This is a genomic window from Citrobacter sp. RHBSTW-00524 (assembly GCF_013747755.1).
GTDB classification, from domain to species: Bacteria; Pseudomonadota; Gammaproteobacteria; order Enterobacterales; family Enterobacteriaceae; genus Citrobacter; species Citrobacter braakii.
Map to the genome: position 1 here is coordinate 121,515 of NZ_CP056421.1, position 17,902 is coordinate 139,416.

Sequence of the window (17,902 nt, forward strand, 5' to 3'; positions counted from 1 at the left end):
GGGCCAATTGCAGGTGAGGACAACAAAGAGAAGTGAAAAGGCAATGGCATGATGCCATTGCCTTTGATGTCGGGAGTATTGTTACTTCATTACCACTGGAAGCCAGCACCAATGGCTGCAGAGTAATCGCCCTGGCTGTTACTGGTTCCTTGCAATTTATAAACCCAGCCCCCGCTTTCACTCACCATAGACACGCCGAGTGCGACGGCACTTTCACCATTAAACGTACCCCCAGCAATCGAGGTCATGTTGGCTCCCGGTGCGTAAGCTTGTGGAAGACCGGCCATGGCCATTGCTGAGGCAATACCGCCGCTCATCTTGTTTTCTACTCCTTTGATTTTACTGTTCATTTCACCCATTTTTTGATCGGTATAGGTGTTTGCTTCTTCTACGCTGCGTTTCAATTGCGCATAGTTCACCGCATCCGTATCGTTCACCGCCGCTGAAACATTGCCGATCCGAGTGGTACCGCCACTCCCGTCTCCCAGGTTGAGCACACTGTAGTTAACCGAGCCATCGGTATTGGTTTCATAACGAACGGAACCTGCTTCTGAGGCTTTCAGTTGCGCCACATTAACCGCGTCAGTGTTGTTCACCCCTGCGGCAACATTGGTAATACGACGTTGTTGAGTAGAAGAGCCGACAGACACCGTATTAGCTTCATCTGCGACGGAATTTGTGCCTAGCGCCACGCTGTTTTCAGCAGCCGCAATAGATCCGGAACCCATCGCGACGCTGTCTGCACCCTGGGCATTTGCATCGGCACCTGTTGAACTGGTCTTGAAGTACTTGGTGCTCCCCGTAGTGACAATATCGCCGACAGAGTTTTCGATATTGGTGACGCGAGTATCAAGGTTGCTAACCTGGGTATTCAGGTTATTGATGCTTTCGGTATTTGCGGCAACACGGCTGTCAGTGACTTTCAATTGACCAACGTTTACGGCATCGGTGTCTGCGCTTCCTGCTGCAACATTGGTGATCTGCCGCTGGCCATCGCCACTGCCTACAGAAACTTCGCCCACTGACGTTTGTGGCGTATCCATGTTGTAAGCGGTATAGCTGCTTTGTGCGCCGACGGTGGTTTGTGAATTGCTGCCGAGCGCGATGCTGGTGGCGTGATTTACCTGTGCGTTTGAACCAATGGCAATGCCGTTGAAGGCAGATTGATCCACGACTGCGCCATAGCCAATACCGACTCCCGAATCGCCATTGACGATGGTTTTCGCGCCGACGGCTATCGCGTTTTCACCCACCGCCAGGGAATCTTCCTCATCCGAGTTGGAGTGGAAATATTGTGCCGACGTCGTGGAAACGGCGGCGATAGCATTTTGTAACTGACGAACTGTTACCGCATCTTGCGCTTCAGAGCCGTCCGCAACGTTGGTAATTTGACGATAGCTTTCTCCATCCGTCCCCAATGACAACGCGCCCAGCAACTCTCTGTTTGTTGTATCGTAACCAATGACGACGCCATCGCTTGTTACGCTCGTTGCTTGTATGCCGGTTGTAATAGCGCGGTTAGAGCTGGAGCCACTGCCCAAGGCGATGCTGCCCTCAATGCTGCTGCTGCTGTTTTCTCCAAGCGCCAGACTCGAAGCACCGGATGCGACGGCGTTGTAACCCACTGCTGTTGCGCCGTCACCCGTTGCGTATGCATCCTGGCCTTCAAGCCCGTTATCGTTCGTGCGGATGTATTTCACGCCGGTACCATTTTCCGTGATATAGGTTTCGCTGGTATCACCGGTTATTTGGCTAATAGATTCATTATACTGAGAAATCAGCATGTTAGTTTCATGGAGCTGAGAGCCATTAACGGCGTCAGTACTGTCACTGGCGATTTCACCTGCTGCTACATTGGTTATCTTATTGGTACCGCTGGTACCGTGGCTGGCGCTGAACGCACCCTCTTCGTCATCCCAGCTCAGTGCATCGGTACCAAGGTTGGTGATGGACGTATTGATATCCGCAATAGCAGAGGTGTTTTGATCTACTTTCTGGTTGGTTTCATACAACTGTGAGCCGTTTACCGCGTCTGTACTGTCCTCAGAAAGCTCCCCGGTGGCGACATTGGTTATTTTACTGGTACTTCCACCGTGGTTTGCGCTAAAAGCCCCGATGTCTTCGTCCCATAACAGAGCATTATCAGTGAGGCCGGTAATGGACGTATTAATGTCGGTGACAGAAGTATTCAGGTTCTCAATTGCGGTGCTGTTCTGAGATATGTTGGTGGTATTGGCGGCGATATCGGTCGTGTTCTGATCCACTTTTTCATTGGTTTCGAACAGCTGCGAACCGTTAACCGCGTCGGTGCTGCTCTCAGAAAGCTCCCCGGCGGCGACATTGGTGATTTTGTTTGCCGTACTACTTCCGTGGCTGGCGGAGAACGAATTGGTTGCCTCATCCCAGCTCAGTGCATCGGTACCAAGATTGGTGATCGTTGTATTAATATCTGCAATATCTGATGTGTTTTGATCTACCTTCTGGTTGGTTTCATACAACTGTGAGCCGTTCACCGCGTCTGTACTGTCCTCAGAAAGTTCCCCGGCGGCGACATTAATGATTTTGCTGGCGCTTCCCGCGTGGTTAGCGCTGAATGCTCCAGAGTCAGCATCCCACAGCAGGGCATCATCGGTTAGCGTGGTAACTGAGTTGCTCAGGTTATTGATATTGGTGGTGTTGGTGGCGATATCAGTGGTGTTCTGAGACACATTTTCGTTGGTGGCAAACAACTGGGAGCCGTTAACGGCATCGGTGCTGTCTGCGGCCAGAGTGCCTGCCGCCAGATTGGTGATCTTGCTGGCGCTTCCCGCGTGGTTAGCGCTGAATGCACCAGAGTTAGCATCCCACAGCAAGGCATCATTGGTGAGCGTGGTAACAGAGTCGCTCAGGTTATTGATATTGGTGGTGTTGGTGGCGATATCAGTGGTGTTCTGATTGATGCTGGTCGTATTAGCGGCGATATCAGTGGTGTTCTGATTGATGCTGGTCGTATTAGCGGCGATATCGGTTGTGTTCTGGTTGATGCTGTCGGTATTGGTGGCGATATCAGTAGTGTTCTGATCCACTTTCTCATTTGTATCAAACAACTGGGAGCCGTTAACGGCATCGGTGCTGTCTGCGGCCAGGGTGCCTGCCGCCAGATTGGTGATCTTGCTGGCGCTTCCCGCGTGGTTAGCGCTGAATGCGCCAGAGTTAGCATCCCACAGCAAGGCATCATTGGTGAGCGTGGTAACAGAGTCACTCAGGTTATTGATATTGGTGGTGTTGGTGGCAATATTAGTGGTGTTCTGATTGATGCTGGTCGTATTAGCGGCGATATCAGTAGTGTTCTGATTGATGCTGGTCGTATTAGCGGCGATATCTGTTGTGTTCTGGTTAATGCTGTCGGTATTGGTGGCGATATCAGTAGTGTTCTGATCCACTTTCTCATTTGTATCAAACAACTGGGAGCCGTTAACGGCATCGGTGCTGTCTGCGGCCAGGGTGCCTGCCGCCAGATTGGTGATCTTGCTGGTGCTTCCCGCGTGGTTAGCGCTAAAGGCACTGGTGCTGTCATTCCACAACAGCGCGTCTTCGGTTAATCCTGCGACAGAGGCACCTGTGTTAATGATAGAAGTGTTAAGTGCACTTAATGCACTGCCTACGTTATTGTAGGTGCCTGTGCCTACCTGGTAGAGGGGAGCATTCACTGTACCATCAGAATTAACGGAAGCCCCTCCGCCGAGTCGGTTGGCGACGGATTGACTTAAAGAATGAATTTGCGCACCTGTGACGGCATCAGTACTGCTGGAATTGATGTCGCCTTTAGCAACATAGGTGATCTGCCGTTGAGTGGTGCTGTTACCCACGGCGACGGAATTGTCTTCCAGGGCGGTAGAGCCTGTGCCAAGGGCAACTGAGCTGGTGCCTATCGCTTTTGCGCCATTACCAAATGCAGTGCTGTCGTCACCGCTCGCAGTGGATTGATTACCTAATGCAACGGATGTTGCTCCGCTCGCAGTGGATTGATTACCTAATGCAACCGATTTTGCACCGCTCGAATTGGCATAAACACCCATTGCCATCGAATAATCTCCACCGGCTGAGGAAGAGGCTCCCATTGCAATGGCCCGGTCACCGGCAGAAACCGATTTTACGCCAAGCGCTAGCGAAGAGTCGCCGGAGGATTGGCTGTATGAACCAATGGCGGTACTCCAATTCCCCATCGCATCGGCCTTATAACCCATCGCGGCGCTTGCGCCATCTTCGCTGGTGTAAGTATTGGCTGTGGCATTGGTACCAATTGCAATCCATCCTGTTCCCGTTGTACCTGATACGGTAACACCGCTTCCGGTATCGTTCCCCGCGTTGGCCAGCGCATCCGCTGAGACCATAATACTGCCAAGACCGATGAGTGCGGAAACAGCCAGCTTTTTGCGACCGCTTTTTTTGCCGTGGCTTTTTGCGGTTTCGCTGGTGACAATAAATGTTCCCGTAGCGGCATTCCAGATGACTTTAAATATTTTGTTCATGGATAAGTGCTTTCCTTTTATAAAATAGTTGTATCAATGGCTATTATTTTTTTGATTTCTTTTTTGTATCTTTAATAGGTTGTATGCTGTCAAAAATAACATTTTTCATGTTAATGCCTATTTTTAGATACTTAAGATTATTGGGCGATACGCCTTTTAATGTCAGCGTGACGTTTGTCCATGCTCCCGGTAAGAGTTCTATTGTCGAATCCATTTGCGTGTTGAGCAGGAGTTGTTTCCAGCGAGGCAGATCTTTTGCCTCGGAAGGTTTTTTCGTACCCCATGTCATATTAAACGCCAGGTTTGATACGGGAATGCTGAGTAAGTTAACCAAATCAAGATGAATAACACTTCCATCATCTATTGGCTCAATAGATAGAATACGCCCGGCTAAGCCGATATTGCCGTTGTTAATAATAAAATAGTGCGTTTGTGATGGGTCCAGTTCTGTGTAGTCGAATAGCCGTTGTTTGCGTTCAATGCGTCCAACGACTTCGGCGACCTTTTGTGTCGCGTTAATAATCGTAGTTTGTTGTTTTTCTAATAAATTTATCTTTTCTTCTTGTTCTTTTTGTTGTTTTTTTAGTTCTTCGACAAGGTGTTTATCTGCAAAGTAATCACAACCCGATAACAAGAATGTGAATCCCAAAACAAGCAGCGGAACAAATTTTCCATTATTGTTCATATAAAATATCCTTATTTATAATTTATATGGTGTAAATAGTTGTCTGTTATTTATACAGCTAACTCACCATTCTGCGGGCATTGCCAATAACCCATTAACGTATGGTTATAATGAAAATATTCATTGCTTATATGAAATTTTGAAAATACCCAATATTATTTATTAATTACCCATAGCAATGCCTTATAAAAATATAATCATAATATTTATATATAGGGGCATTGTTTTATAGATGATAATGTTATTTAATTTTGTGGGTCAATTATATTCTGCGGGTCATGAAAAAAGAGGATGGAAAAATTCATTGTATAAATACAAACAGACATGATGGTGGGATTTTTTTTCTGAAAAGCAGAGATTGCCGTTAAAAATGAAATTGTATATAAGCGGTGTAAATATTTACAAGAAAAAATTCGGAATATAGCCCGATGCTCTCAAGCCACCCGCCGTTCGACGGGTGTCTTGAGAGCCTGTGATGCGGGAGTGCTTAGAACTCGCTCTTCGCGAAGCCCGTCATCTCTTTCAGGCCCATTTCACGGCCAAGCTCGGTCATCGGGTGAACGACGATCAGGCCGCGCACGCTCTTCTTCAGCTTGCCCATGTCGGCCTGTTCTTTTTTGGTGATAGCACGACGGAAAGGAAGTTTCGCCAGCTTTTGCGCTTCTTTGCTCAGCTTCTGGCCGTGGACGTCACGCAGACGCGCAATCTCGGTTTCCAGCGTTTCTTTCTCTTGCTCCAGCTCGGCATATTTGTCGGCGGCTTCAACCAGGGACAGGTCTGCCTGCTGGTGGCGGATAGCGTCCAGACGATCGCTCAGGCGTTTAATTTCGTTTTTTTCGACTTCTTTCATAGGATAGCTTCTGATAAAAATAGGATGAATATCCTATAGTATGCGCGCAGAGCGGGATTATTCACAACTAATCGAAGATAAATAATCAAATGTTGCAAGTATTATTCAGCTAATGAAAATACTAATATTTTGATTAATATGGAATTTTAAGTGATAAGGTCGGCCGTGGTGCTTTTTATTGACGGGTTCATAGTGAAGCACGTTTTCCTCAATATAATCGCCCAACCGATCCTAAACTTAAATGAGCAACCGCGCAGGCTGAGCGCGGTTAATACATGGAGGAGGGAAGATTATGGCGAAAATAGGTGAGAACGTTTCGGCCCTTATTGATAAGACGGTCGATTTTATGGCTTCAAGCCAGGCTTTTCGCGAATATCTGAATAAAACACCACCGCGCAACGTTGTCCCTACTGAAATACCGCAGGAGAATGCGCAGCTGTATCTGCAACGTCTGGCGTATTATCGGCAGCTGTATCGACCGCAGCAGGAAGAGAAGTAAGCCTGCAGGGTCTTATTTTTGAAAGGCTTTTTTTAAGCTGATTTTAGAAATCAGCTCGGTCAGGGAAAGTACCATCGTGGAGCGTACCATCTGCTGGTAGCGCTGAATCTGCATTGCGTGCAAACCTGAGTCTGAGGTATCAAACTGCGGTGGCGGCGGGAGTGCCGTCACGCAGTGGAGTTCGCCAAACGGGCCAAGAATTTCGTCGTCGGTGAACGCGTATTCATTACCGTCATGGTTTAACTCTTCCCGCAGCGCCATCAGAAGCTCCGCATCTTCATACTCCGGCCGGCTGAGTACGCCCAGACCGTAAATTAGCTTCAGACGAACGGAAAGATCGCCCAGCGGACCGTCGCCGTCGAGTAGGGGTTCTACGGCATATTTTACCGCATAGTCGTCTTTGCGAAATACCTGAAGCACAAGGATATCCACCGCTTCGGTGAGCAGTTCTACGGCGGTGATGAGGAAGCTGCGTACGGTTTTGCCAGCATTCAGACGCTCAAGCACACGATTTTCAAAGGCCTGCGTTTGTTCCATTATTGCCTGCATATCTGACAATCTGTCATTTGGGCGCAGGCTGACCTGCGCCACATTCTCTATCATTTGGTTGCGTTATATGCGTTAACCGCCTCCGCCACCACATCACTGTTGGCATCCAGACCGGAAACCTGTGCCAGCGCGGCCTGTGGACCTTTTTCGTCAATCAGCGCGGCCAGTTCCTGGGCCTGCGGATCTTCTTCACTGCGATAGTGCATCGCTGCAGCAATACCGGTGACCAGATTCGCGTGCGGCAGGCCATACTCCAGCGTGCCCAGCAGCGGTTTAATCAGACGATCGCCCGCGCTCAGTTTACGCAGCGGCTGACGACCCACGCGCTCAACGTCATCTTTCAGATACGGGTTTTCAAAGCGACCGAGGATTTTCTGAATGTATGCCGCATGTTTTGCTGCATCAAAGCCATAGCGTTTGATCAGTACCGCGCCGCTCTCTTCCATCGCACCTTTTACCACTGCACGGATTTTCTCGTCGAGAATCGCGTCACGGATGGTCTGATGACCGGTCAATTTTCCGAGGTACGCGGTTATAGCATGCCCGGTGTTCAGCGTGAAGAGTTTACGTTCGACAAATGCCATCAGGTTATCAGTTAATTCCATTCCCGGGATGTCAGGCAGTTCGCCTTTGAACTGTGTTTTGTCGACAATCCACTCACTGAAGGTTTCGACGGTGACTTCCAGCGGATCGTTGGTCGCAGAAGCCGAAGGGGGAACAATGCGGTCCACGGCGGAATCGACGAAGCCAACATGTTCTTCAACCCAGGATTTGTCTTCATCTGCCAGCGCGTTCATAACGTGGCCTTTCAACTGGGTGGTTCCGCGCACCATGTTTTCACAGGCGATAATATTCAGCGGAGTGGCGATGCCCTGCGCCTTGCGTTTAACCAGCCCTTTGGCGATGGCCGGAGCGATACGCTCAAGCACGACCGGGCCGACGGCGGTAGTGACTAAATCTACCTGGGCAATCAGGTCGACAACATCATCGCCGATGCTGCTCACGGCGTTGACGCCGGAAACGGTATCAACCTGCTCGTTTTCACCCACCACATGAACCTGATAGCTATGACGGGCATTCAGGGCATCGAGCACGACCTGGTTTACATCCGCGAACGTCAGTTGTATCCCCGCGTCCGCCAGCAGTTTGCCGATAAAGCCACGACCGATATTACCTGCGCCAAAATGTAATGCTTTCATAGTATTAACCTTCATTAATGTTTTTACCCAAGAGGGCTGGGGTGAGGCGTTTCCCTCAACCTAACCCTCTCCACAAGGGAGAGGATATCGCCTTCATATTTCGAACTGCAGATGCGTTGGCTCTCCTCGCTCACCCCAGTCACGTACTTATGTACGCTCCTGGGGATTCGCTGCGTTGCCGCCTTTCTGCAGCTCGAACTATTTTGGAGATACTTAATGGTTAAGCTTTTTTACCAGCCAGCAGTTCCAGAACTTCATCCACGCTGGTGGTATGGGCCAGACGTTCGATCACGGATTCGTCATCCAGAGCGTTGGTCAGGCTGGTGATCACCTGGATATGTTCATTGTTACGTGCGGCGATACCAATGACCAGGCGGGCAATATCGTCTTCTTCTTCACCGAAGCGCACGCCTTCCGGGTACTGGCAGAACACCACGCCGGTTTTCAGTACGCGGTCTTTGGCTTCAACCGTACCGTGCGGCACTGCGATGGACTCACCGAGGTAAGTCGGGGTTAGTTTTTCGCGGTCCAGCATCGCCTCGACGTATTCTGGCTCAACGTAGCCGCCTTTCACCAGTTGCTCACCGGCAAAGCGAATCGCTTCTTCTTTGTTAGTGGCTTTACGGCCGAGGAAGATATTCTCCGCACCCAGTTTGAACAGGTGGGTATCACCCTCTTCAAAGCTGTCTTTCAAGTGATCGCGGACTTTCTCTTCGTTCACGTTGTGGCGCTGTGCTGCAACCAGACGTTCGGTCAGGCTGGCGTACAGGCCGCTGTCGAGGAAGTTGGTCAGCGAAATGTGCTGCGCCTGAGGCACCTGGCGCATCGCACGTTCGGTCAGGTCACGGTGAGTAATGACCAGATCGACATCCGGCGGCAGATTGTTAATCGCGCTGTTGGTGACGGAAATCTGAGACAGACCGGCATCCTGCACTTTCTTGCGCAGTACGCCCGCCCCCATGGCGCTGGAGCCCATACCCGCATCGCAGGCAACGATGATTTTACGCACATGGCTCAGGTCGTTAGTCACGTCGCCAGCCGCCAGCGGAGATGCACCTTTGGATTCCGCTTTCATGTCGTGCATACGACGAGTAGCGGCATCAATGTCATCATCTTCTTTCACTTTGCTGGTTTTCAGCAGAATGGCTGAGACGACAAAGGAGACAGCCATTGCGGCACAGATAGCAGCGATGTTCGCGAAGTAAGCACCCTTCGGCGTCATTGCCAGTACGGCCAGGATAGAACCCGGAGAAGCCGGAGAAACCAGGCCGCCGTTCAGGATAGTCAGGGTAAATACGCCAGTCATACCGCCGAGGATAACGGCCAGGATCAGACGCGGGTTCATCAGCACGTACGGGAAGTAAATTTCGTGGATACCACCCAGGAAGTGGATGATAGCCGCGCCGCCTGCAGACTGCTTAGCGCTGCCGCGACCGAAGAACATGTATGCCAGCAGAACGCCCATACCCGGACCCGGGTTAGCTTCAATCAGGAAGAAGATGGATTTGCCCATCTCGTGGGACTGCTGAATACCCAGCGGTGAGAAAATACCGTGGTTGATGGCGTTGTTGAGGAACAGGATTTTCGCCGGTTCAACGAAGATAGACGCCAGCGGCAGCATGTCATGGACAACCATGAAGTTAACGCCTGCCGCCAGGATTTTGGACAGTGCTTCAACCAATGGGCCAATGCCAAGGAATGCCAGAATGGCGAGGATCATCCCGATGATGCCTGCGGAGAAGTTATTCACCAGCATCTCAAAACCGGACTTGATCTTACCGTCTACCCAGTTGTCGAAATGTTTGATAGCCCAGCCGCCCAGCGGACCTGCGATCATCGCGCCGAGGAACATTGGCATATCGGCACCGACGATAACGCCCATGGTGGTGATAGCACCCACCACGCCGCCACGCTCGCCGCCAACCAGCTTACCACCGGTATAACCGATCAGCAGCGGCAGCAGATAGGTGATCATTGGGCCGACAAGCTTCGCCAGCGTTTCGTTCGGCAACCACCCTGTCGGAATGAATAATGCGGTGATAATACCCCACGCGATAAACGCGCCGATATTTGGCATCACCATGTTACTGAGGAATCGACCAAAGCTTTGCACTTTGATCTTAATATCGGATGACATAAAAACACCCCTTCTTATGTTTGCTGTCGCGCAGGCTAAAAGCCCGAGGTTTGTTAATGTAGCGGCAGGAGGTAGCCGGACCCTGTAGATACTGCGAAATCTGGCACTGAATCGTTCAACTGTCCAGTCGACGACTTTTTATGTGACGTTTGTCACGTAAATATAGGGTGTATGGCGTTAGTTAATGTGATTTTCATCACAAAATATCGGTACAAAAAAACATCACAGGTCAAGAATTGGCTAAAAATGGGCGTTAAGTGTGAAGTTGTTCACGTTTTTGTTTTGGCTGTTTGTTGGGTATTTGTGATCTACTTCGCAATAAATATTTGTCTGGATTTCTCCTGGTGTGATCTGGAGCGGATTCTGTTTCATCACCTATTTCTTGCAACTACCCCGCAAGCCATCAACCTGAAAATTTATACCCTGGTGGTATGGCGGAAATGGCTAACTGCAATTATGTTCAAATTACCAGCCATGACTCCTTTCGGCTGCCTGCAATCGAAAGCTCTGATTAGCGTGAATACGAGGCGGGTATGTTTCTAAACTATTTCGCGTTAGGTGTGCTGATCTTCGTTTTTCTGGTTCTGTTTTACGGAATCATCGCCATCCATGATATTCCCTATAACATGGCTAAGAAGCGCAACCATCCCCATGCCGATGCCATCCATACGGCGGGTTGGGTGAGTTTATTTACGCTGCATGTTATTTGGCCCTTCCTGTGGATCTGGGCCACGCTCTATCAGCCAGAACGAGGCTGGGGAATGCAGTCACACATCACGCCGTCCGGGAAGGAACCTGACCCTGAAATTGCCGCGCTGGCCGCGCGCATCACCCAGTTGGAAAATAGACTGGATGGGGAGAAAAAAAACGATAACTCCACCTTTCCGGAGATTTGATCATGGACTTGTTGATTGTCCTGACCTATGTGGCATTCGCCTGGGCCATTTTTAAAATATTCCGTATTCCGGTAAATCAATGGACGCTTGCTACCGCCGCATTAGGTGGGGTGTTTATTGTGGCGGGACTGATTTTATTAATGAACTATAACCACCCGTATACCTTTACGGCGCAAAAGGCGGTTATTTCAATTCCTGTTACCCCACAGGTCACCGGAATTGTTAGTGAAGTGACAGATAAAAATAATCAGCTGATTAAAAAAGGCGAGGTGTTATTTAAACTCGATCCCGTTCGTTATCAGGCGCGGGTTGACAGGCTGCAGGCCGACCTGGTGACCGCTACGCACAACATCGACAATATGAAAGCGCAGCTGTCTGAAGCCGTAGCCAATACCACCCGCGTTTCCGCTGAACGAGATCGCCTGTATAAAGATTATCAACGCTATTTGAAGGGTAGTCAGGCGAAGGTTAATCCATTCTCTGAAAGCGACATCGACAATGCCCGGCAAAACTACCTGGCGCAGGATGCGCTGGTCAAAGGCTCCGTTGCTGAACAGACGCAGATTCAGAGCCAGTTAGACAGTATGGTCAATGGAGAGCAATCTCAGGTTGCGTCTCTGCGCGCCCAGCTCGCTGAAGCCAAATACAATCTTGAGCAGACTATCGTACGTGCGCCCAGCAACGGTTATGTAACACAGGTGCTTATCCGGCCCGGGACCTATGCCGCCGCGCTGCCTCTGCGCCCGGTGATGGTATTTATTCCGGAACAAAAACGGCAAATCGTGGCGCAATTCCGCCAGAATTCGTTGCTGCGCCTTAAACCGGGTGATGAAGCGGAAGTGGTCTTCAACGCGCTGCCAGGCCAGGTATTCTCCGACAAGCTTACCAGCATTCTGCCGGTTGTTCCGGGCGGTTCTTATCAGGCGCAGGGAGCATTACAGTCCTTAACGGTGGTGCCGGGTACCGATGGCGTGCTGGCCACGATTGAGCTGGCTCCCAATGCCGATGTGGATGCGCTGCCGGACGGTATCTATGCCCAGGTGGCGGTCTATTCCGACCATTTCGCTCACGTTTCAGTGATGCGAAAAGTGCTGCTGCGCATGACCAGTTGGATGCATTACCTTTATTTGGATCATTGAGACCGTCATCACCTGCCATTTGCACTGACCTGAGCCATACTGATATTTTTGTTGGCAAAAAGGACCCGGCATGAAACTCATTGGCAGCTATACCAGCCCTTTTGTGCGTAAAATTTCTATTCTGTTACTGGAAAAGGGCATCACCTTCGAATTTGTGAATGAACTCCCCTATAACGCAGATAACGGCGTGGCACGCTATAACCCGTTAGGAAAAGTGCCCGCGTTGGTTACCGATGAGGGCGAGTACTGGTTTGACTCTCCGATCATCGCGGAATACATAGAACTGCTGGATATTGCGCCAGCGATGCTGCCGCGTGAACCACTGGCGGCGCTGAAGGTACGCCAGTTGGAAGCGCTGGCCGATGGCATTATGGATGCCGGTTTAGTCTCGGTACGCGAACAAGCTCGCCCCGTCGCACAGCAGTCAGAAACCGAACTGTTACGCCAGCGAGAGAAGATTACCCGTAGTCTGGATATGCTGGAAGGTTATCTGGCGGAGGGTACGCTGAAAACGGATACGGTTAACCTGGCAACCATTGCGATTGCCTGTGCCGTCGGTTATCTCAATTTCCGTCGGGTTGCGCCCGGCTGGTGTGTTGATCGCCCGCGTCTGGTCAAACTGGTGGAAACGCTCTTTCAACGCGAAAGTTTTGCCCGTACGGAACCGCCAAAGGCTTGATACACATTATACTCGCCTGAGCAAAGTCACGGTACAATCCTTGCTATATCGATATCCCTCTCCACGGTGGAGAGGGCCACCAACAGCCAGGCCCTTTCATGACAACCGACATGCGTTCACTCTACAGCCAGCTTCCTGCGATCGATCGTTTATTGCGCGATAGCGCCTTCCCAGCTTTACGTGAGTCTCACGGTCATACCCGGGTGGTTGACCTGCTGCGTCACATGCTCGACGAAGCCAGAGAAGCTATTCGCGACACGCACGCGCTCCCGGCATGGTGTGAGGACTGGGCGCAAGAGGCCTGCGCCCGGCTGGAACGAGAATCGCAAAGTGCGCTGCGTCCGGTAATTAACCTTACCGGAACGGTGCTGCATACCAATCTTGGTCGCGCATCGCAGGCCGAAGAAGCGATCGAGGCTGTGGTGCAGGCGATGCGCACGCCAGTGACGCTGGAATACAGCCTGGATGATGCCGGGCGTGGACATCGGGATCGGGCCCTGGCGGATTTACTCTGCCGTCTGACGGGGGCGGAAGACGCCTGTATCGTCAATAACAACGCGGCCGCGGTTTTGCTGATGCTGGCGGCCACAGCTAACGGCAAAGAGGTGGTCGTTTCACGCGGAGAACTGGTAGAAATTGGCGGCGCGTTTCGTATTCCGGACGTGATGTGTCAGGCCGGATGTATTCTGCGCGAAGTGGGTACCACCAACCGGACCCACACGAAAGATTATCGTCAGGCGGTAAATGAAAATACCGGTCTGCTGATGAAAGTACATACCAGTAATTACAGCATCGAAGGCTTTACGAAGTCGGTGGATGAGGCAGAGCTGGCCACTATTGGCAAGGAGCTGGATATTCCGGTAGTGGCGGATCTCGGCAGCGGCTCGCTGGTCGATCTCAGCCAGTATGGATTACCGCAGGAGCCGATGCCGCAACAGCTGATTGCCGCTGGCGTCAGCCTGGTGAGCTTCTCTGGCGATAAATTACTGGGAGGGCCGCAGGCAGGGATTATTGTCGGTAAAAAAGAGATGATCGCGCGCTTACAGAGCCATCCGCTGAAACGTGCATTACGGGCTGATAAAATGACGCTGGCTGCGCTGGAAGCGACGCTGCGGCTCTACCTGCACCCGGAAGCGCTGGCAGCGAAGTTGCCGACGTTACGCCAGCTCACCCGCTCGCAGGAGGCTGTCCACGCGCAGGCACAACAATTACAGGCACGGCTTGCTGATCATTACGGCGACGAATTCGCCCTGAACGTTATGCCTTGTTTATCGCAGATAGGCAGCGGTTCGCTGCCTGTTGATAGGCTGCCCAGCGCGGCATTAACCTTTACGCCACATGACGGGCGCGGTAGCCGCCTCGAAGCACTGGCCGCCCGTTGGCGTGCGCTGCCCGTGCCGATCATTGGGCGAATTTATGATGGTCGCTTATGGCTGGATCTGCGCTGCCTTGAGGACGAGACCCGGTTTATGGAGATGATGCTGAAATGATTATTGCAACCGCCGGACACGTTGACCACGGAAAAACAACGTTATTACAGGCGATTACCGGCGTGAATGCCGACCGTTTGCCGGAAGAAAAAAAGCGCGGCATGACCATCGATCTCGGTTATGCCTACTGGCCGCAGCCGGACGGAAGGATTCTGGGATTTATCGATGTTCCCGGACACGAAAAGTTTTTGTCCAACATGCTGGCGGGTGTCGGCGGGATCGACCATGCGCTGCTGGTGGTGGCGTGTGATGACGGCGTGATGGCGCAAACACGTGAGCATTTGCAAATTCTGCAACTGACGGGCAATCCGCAGATCACCGTGGCGCTCACGAAAGCCGATCGCGTGGATGACGATCGCATCAACGCGGTACGTACTGAGGTGCATACTGCGCTTGAGAACTATGGATTCGCCGATGCGGTTCTGTTCGTGACGGCTGCCAGTGAAGGTCGTGGAATCGAAGAACTGCGCGATCATTTACAGCAATTAACGTCGCGCGAGCATGCCCGCGATTGTAGCTTTCGCCTGGCGATTGACCGTGCCTTTACGGTCAAAGGCGCGGGTCTGGTGGTGACCGGGACGGCGCTTAGCGGTGAGGTGACTGTTGGTGACACGCTGTGGCTCACGGGCGTCAACAAACCGATGCGCGTACGTAGCTTGCATGCGCAAAATCAGGCCACCGATCGCGCGCAGGCGGGGCAACGTATTGCGCTGAATATTGCCGGTGATGCACAAAAAGAAGAGCTTAACCGCGGCGACTGGCTGCTGTCCGATGCACCGCCAGAGGCGTTTACCCGCGTGATTGTCTCTTTAGAGCATGCCGCGCCGCTGATGCAGTGGCAACCGCTGCATATTCACCACGCGGCCAGCCACGTCACCGGGAGAATCTCGCTGCTTGAAGGGACGCTGGCGGAACTGGTGTTTGATACACCGCTCTGGCTCGCCGATAACGACCGTCTGGTGCTACGCGATATTTCGGCCCGCACGACGCTGGCTGGCGCGCGCGTGGTAACGCTCAATCCGCCGCGTCGCGGGAAGCGTAAGCCGGAATATTTGCAGTGGCTAGCAGCGCTGGAGAAGGTACAGAGTGACGGCGAAGCTCTGGCGCTACATCTGACGCGCGGGGCGGTGAATATTCCTGACTTCGCCTGGGCGCGTCAGCTCAACGGCAACGGTATGCGTCCGTTGATTGAGCTGCATGGCTTTATTCAGGCGGGATACAGTCTGTTGAATGCTGCCGTTGCAGCGCGCTGGCAGCGGAAAGTCCTTGATACGCTGGCGACGTACCACGAGCAGCACCGTGATGAACCAGGACCTGGGCGAGAACGCCTGCGCCGTATGGCTTTGCCGATGGAAGACGAAGCGTTGGTCCTGCTGCTGATTGAAAAGATGCGTGAGAGCGGCGCCATCCATAGCCATCATGGCTGGCTGCATTTGCCGGATCATAAGGCCGGTTTCAGCGAAGAGCAGCAGGCTATCTGGCAAAAAGCAGAACCGCTTTTTGGCGATGAGCCGTGGTGGGTGCGTGATTTGGCAAAACAGACGGGCACAGATGAGCAGATGATGCGTGTGGCGTTACGACAAGCAGCGCAGCAAGGCATCATCACCGCGATCGTCAAAGATCGCTATTACCGTAATGATCGGATTGTGGCCTTTGCCAATATGATCCGCGAACTGGATCAGGAGAAAGGATCGACCTGTGCTGCCGATTTCCGCGACAGGCTTAACGTTGGACGCAAATTGGCTATCCAGATTCTGGAATATTTTGACCGCATTGGTTTTACGCGTCGCCGGGGAAATGATCATTTATTACGCGATGCTTTGCTGTTTCCCGAAAAGTAATGAAACAATTAATTCAGGAATTAAATGAATTAATACAAAATAGATATTGATTGAAATAAGCACATTAGATTATGAACCTAATGTGCTTTTTAATTGTGGGTGTTATTAAAATAACAACCACGATCATATTTTGTTGGATATTTCACTCGTATGCTTCCTGACTCTTTAGAGTAATTAAGGATCGTACAATGGCTGCTTCAACATTTTTTATTCCTTCCGTGAATGTAATCGGCGCTGATTCATTAAAAGACGCAATGAATACAATGGCGGAATATGGTTTTCGTCGTACGCTGATTGTCACGGATGCCATGCTGACAAAATTAGGTATGGCTGGCGAGATTCAAAAAGCATTACAGGAACGTGATATTTTCAGCGTAATTTTCGACGGTACGCATCCTAATCCCACGACCAGTAACGTCGCTGCTGGCCTGCATATACTGAAAGAAAACGAATGTGATAGCGTTATTTCCCTCGGCGGCGGTTCTCCGCACGATTGTGCGAAGGGCATTGCGCTGGTGGCGGCTAACGGCGGCGATATTCGCGATTACGAAGGTGTGGACCGTTCTGCAAAACCACAGCTGCCGATGATCGCCATTAACACCACCGCGGGCACGGCATCTGAAATGACCCGTTTCTGCATCATTACCGATGAAGTACGCCACATTAAAATGGCGATTGTGGATAAGCACGTTACGCCGCTGCTGTCCGTTAATGACTCCTCGCTGATGGTCGGCATGCCGAAGTCCCTGACAGCGGCAACCGGTATGGATGCGCTGACCCACGCCATTGAAGCCTACGTGTCTATTGCTGCAACGCCGATTACCGATGCGTGCGCGTTGAAAGCGGTCACCATGATTGCGGAAAACCTGCCGGTCGCCGTTGCAGATGGCAGCAATGCTCAGGCGCGCGAAGCCATGGCTTACGCGCAGTTCCTCGCGGGCATGGCTTTTAACAACGCTTCTCTTGGTTATGTGCATGCAATGGCGCACCAGTTGGGTGGCTTCTACGATCTGCCGCACGGTGTATGTAACGCAGTGCTGCTGCCGCATGTGCAGGTCTTCAATAGCAAAGTGGCTGCCGCTCGCCTGCGTGATTGCGCTGCGGCAATGGGCGTGGACGTTGCTGGCTTGAGTACAGAGCAAGGGGCGGAAGCCTGCATCGCGGCGATCCGCGAACTGGCGCAGAAAGTGAATATCCCGGCCGGTCTGCGTGAGTTGAACGTGAAGGAAGAGGATATTGCCGTACTGGCGACCAATGCTCTGAAAGATGCCTGCGGTTTCACTAACCCGATTCAGGCGACTCATGAAGAAATCATGGCGATTTATCGCGCTGCTATGTAATTCGTGATACCTGTCGTAAAGCAGTAAATGGCTGGCGAATAATTCGCCAGCCCCGTCTACCCTTGTAGTACCCCTACAGCAAGGAGA

General features: G+C 51.6%; 13 protein-coding genes. 7 read left to right on the forward strand and 6 right to left on the reverse strand.

Features of this window, described 5'->3' with window-relative positions:
• Window positions 1-89 precede the first annotated feature (89 nt).
• The 3 genes from sadA to HV229_RS00600 all read right to left on the reverse strand — a co-directional run bounded on the left by sadA (window position 90) and on the right by HV229_RS00600 (window position 6,046).
• The gene (gene sadA, locus HV229_RS00590; protein ID WP_181546681.1) at window positions 90-4,511 is read right to left on the reverse strand and encodes a trimeric autotransporter adhesin SadA; all 4,422 of its coding nucleotides are present in this window, start codon (window positions 4,509-4,511) and stop codon (window positions 90-92) included.
• Between the two features lie 43 nt (window positions 4,512-4,554).
• Entirely contained in the window at window positions 4,555-5,196 is a 642-nt protein-coding gene (locus HV229_RS00595) for a DUF3251 domain-containing protein (RefSeq protein WP_047358810.1), read from the reverse strand.
• A 487-nt stretch (window positions 5,197-5,683) separates the two neighbouring features.
• Window positions 5,684-6,046, reverse strand: coding sequence for a YibL family ribosome-associated protein (locus HV229_RS00600; RefSeq protein ID WP_016154959.1), 363 nt, complete (start codon window positions 6,044-6,046; stop codon window positions 5,684-5,686).
• Between the two features lie 292 nt (window positions 6,047-6,338).
• Here HV229_RS00600 and HV229_RS00605 point away from each other — a divergent pair, with 292 nt between their 5' ends.
• Window positions 6,339-6,545, forward strand: coding sequence for a hypothetical protein (locus tag HV229_RS00605; protein WP_016154958.1), 207 nt, complete (start codon window positions 6,339-6,341; stop codon window positions 6,543-6,545).
• Window positions 6,546-6,557: 12 nt separating this feature from the next.
• On the opposite strand, the gene mtlR is transcribed toward HV229_RS00605, so the two are convergent.
• The 3 genes from mtlR to mtlA all read right to left on the reverse strand — a co-directional run bounded on the left by mtlR (window position 6,558) and on the right by mtlA (window position 10,430).
• The gene (gene mtlR, locus HV229_RS00610; RefSeq protein WP_016157742.1) at window positions 6,558-7,148 is read right to left on the reverse strand and encodes a mannitol operon repressor MtlR; all 591 of its coding nucleotides are present in this window, start codon (window positions 7,146-7,148) and stop codon (window positions 6,558-6,560) included.
• Complete coding sequence (mtlD, locus tag HV229_RS00615) at window positions 7,145-8,293, reverse strand: mannitol-1-phosphate 5-dehydrogenase (RefSeq protein ID WP_065554396.1); 1,149 nt, start codon at window positions 8,291-8,293, stop codon at window positions 7,145-7,147. The genes mtlR and mtlD overlap by 4 nt, the downstream gene beginning before the upstream one ends.
• A gap of 220 nt (window positions 8,294-8,513) precedes the next feature.
• Complete coding sequence (gene mtlA, locus HV229_RS00620; RefSeq protein WP_016154956.1) at window positions 8,514-10,430, reverse strand: PTS mannitol transporter subunit IICBA; 1,917 nt, start codon at window positions 10,428-10,430, stop codon at window positions 8,514-8,516.
• A 533-nt stretch (window positions 10,431-10,963) separates the two neighbouring features.
• On the opposite strand from mtlA, the gene HV229_RS00625 reads away from it, so the two are divergent.
• The 6 genes from HV229_RS00625 (at window position 10,964) to yiaY (ending at window position 17,815) form a co-directional block, all read left to right on the forward strand.
• A complete protein-coding gene (locus tag HV229_RS00625) occupies window positions 10,964-11,326 on the forward strand; it encodes a DUF3302 domain-containing protein (protein WP_016154955.1) in 363 nt (120 codons plus the stop codon).
• Between the two features lie 2 nt (window positions 11,327-11,328).
• Window positions 11,329-12,465, forward strand: coding sequence for an HlyD family secretion protein (locus tag HV229_RS00630; RefSeq protein WP_181546683.1), 1,137 nt, complete (start codon window positions 11,329-11,331; stop codon window positions 12,463-12,465).
• Between the two features lie 70 nt (window positions 12,466-12,535).
• On the forward strand, window positions 12,536-13,144 hold the full coding sequence (locus tag HV229_RS00635; RefSeq protein WP_046275795.1) for a glutathione S-transferase: 609 nt from the start codon (window positions 12,536-12,538) through the stop codon (window positions 13,142-13,144).
• Between the two features lie 98 nt (window positions 13,145-13,242).
• Window positions 13,243-14,634: an L-seryl-tRNA(Sec) selenium transferase gene (selA, locus tag HV229_RS00640; RefSeq protein WP_047359012.1), complete on the forward strand. Its 1,392-nt coding sequence runs from the start codon at window positions 13,243-13,245 to the stop codon at window positions 14,632-14,634.
• Window positions 14,631-16,475 (forward strand): selenocysteine-specific translation elongation factor, encoded by a 1,845-nt coding sequence (gene selB, locus HV229_RS00645; RefSeq protein WP_016157738.1) that lies wholly within the window; start codon window positions 14,631-14,633, stop codon window positions 16,473-16,475. Before selA ends, selB begins: the two co-directional genes overlap by 4 nt.
• Before the next feature lie 188 nt (window positions 16,476-16,663).
• Window positions 16,664-17,815, forward strand: coding sequence for an L-threonine dehydrogenase (gene yiaY, locus HV229_RS00650; RefSeq protein WP_049042802.1), 1,152 nt, complete (start codon window positions 16,664-16,666; stop codon window positions 17,813-17,815).
• The last annotated feature ends 87 nt before the right edge of the window (window positions 17,816-17,902 follow it).

Coding starts and splice junctions, on each gene's coding strand:
- HV229_RS00600 (WP_016154959.1), bottom strand. CDS start 6,046: ATGAAAGAAGTCGAAAAAAACGAAATTAAACGCCTGAGCGATCGTCTG.
- mtlA (WP_016154956.1), bottom strand. CDS start 10,430: ATGTCATCCGATATTAAGATCAAAGTGCAAAGCTTTGGTCGATTCCTC.
- selB (WP_016157738.1), top strand. CDS start 14,631: ATGATTATTGCAACCGCCGGACACGTTGACCACGGAAAAACAACGTTA.
- HV229_RS00595 (WP_047358810.1), bottom strand. CDS start 5,196: ATGAACAATAATGGAAAATTTGTTCCGCTGCTTGTTTTGGGATTCACA.
- HV229_RS00630 (WP_181546683.1), top strand. CDS start 11,329: ATGGACTTGTTGATTGTCCTGACCTATGTGGCATTCGCCTGGGCCATT.
- selA (WP_047359012.1), top strand. CDS start 13,243: ATGACAACCGACATGCGTTCACTCTACAGCCAGCTTCCTGCGATCGAT.
- yiaY (WP_049042802.1), top strand. CDS start 16,664: ATGGCTGCTTCAACATTTTTTATTCCTTCCGTGAATGTAATCGGCGCT.
- HV229_RS00635 (WP_046275795.1), top strand. CDS start 12,536: ATGAAACTCATTGGCAGCTATACCAGCCCTTTTGTGCGTAAAATTTCT.
- sadA (WP_181546681.1), bottom strand. CDS start 4,511: ATGAACAAAATATTTAAAGTCATCTGGAATGCCGCTACGGGAACATTT.
- mtlD (WP_065554396.1), bottom strand. CDS start 8,293: ATGAAAGCATTACATTTTGGCGCAGGTAATATCGGTCGTGGCTTTATC.
- HV229_RS00605 (WP_016154958.1), top strand. CDS start 6,339: ATGGCGAAAATAGGTGAGAACGTTTCGGCCCTTATTGATAAGACGGTC.
- mtlR (WP_016157742.1), bottom strand. CDS start 7,148: ATGATAGAGAATGTGGCGCAGGTCAGCCTGCGCCCAAATGACAGATTG.
- HV229_RS00625 (WP_016154955.1), top strand. CDS start 10,964: ATGTTTCTAAACTATTTCGCGTTAGGTGTGCTGATCTTCGTTTTTCTG.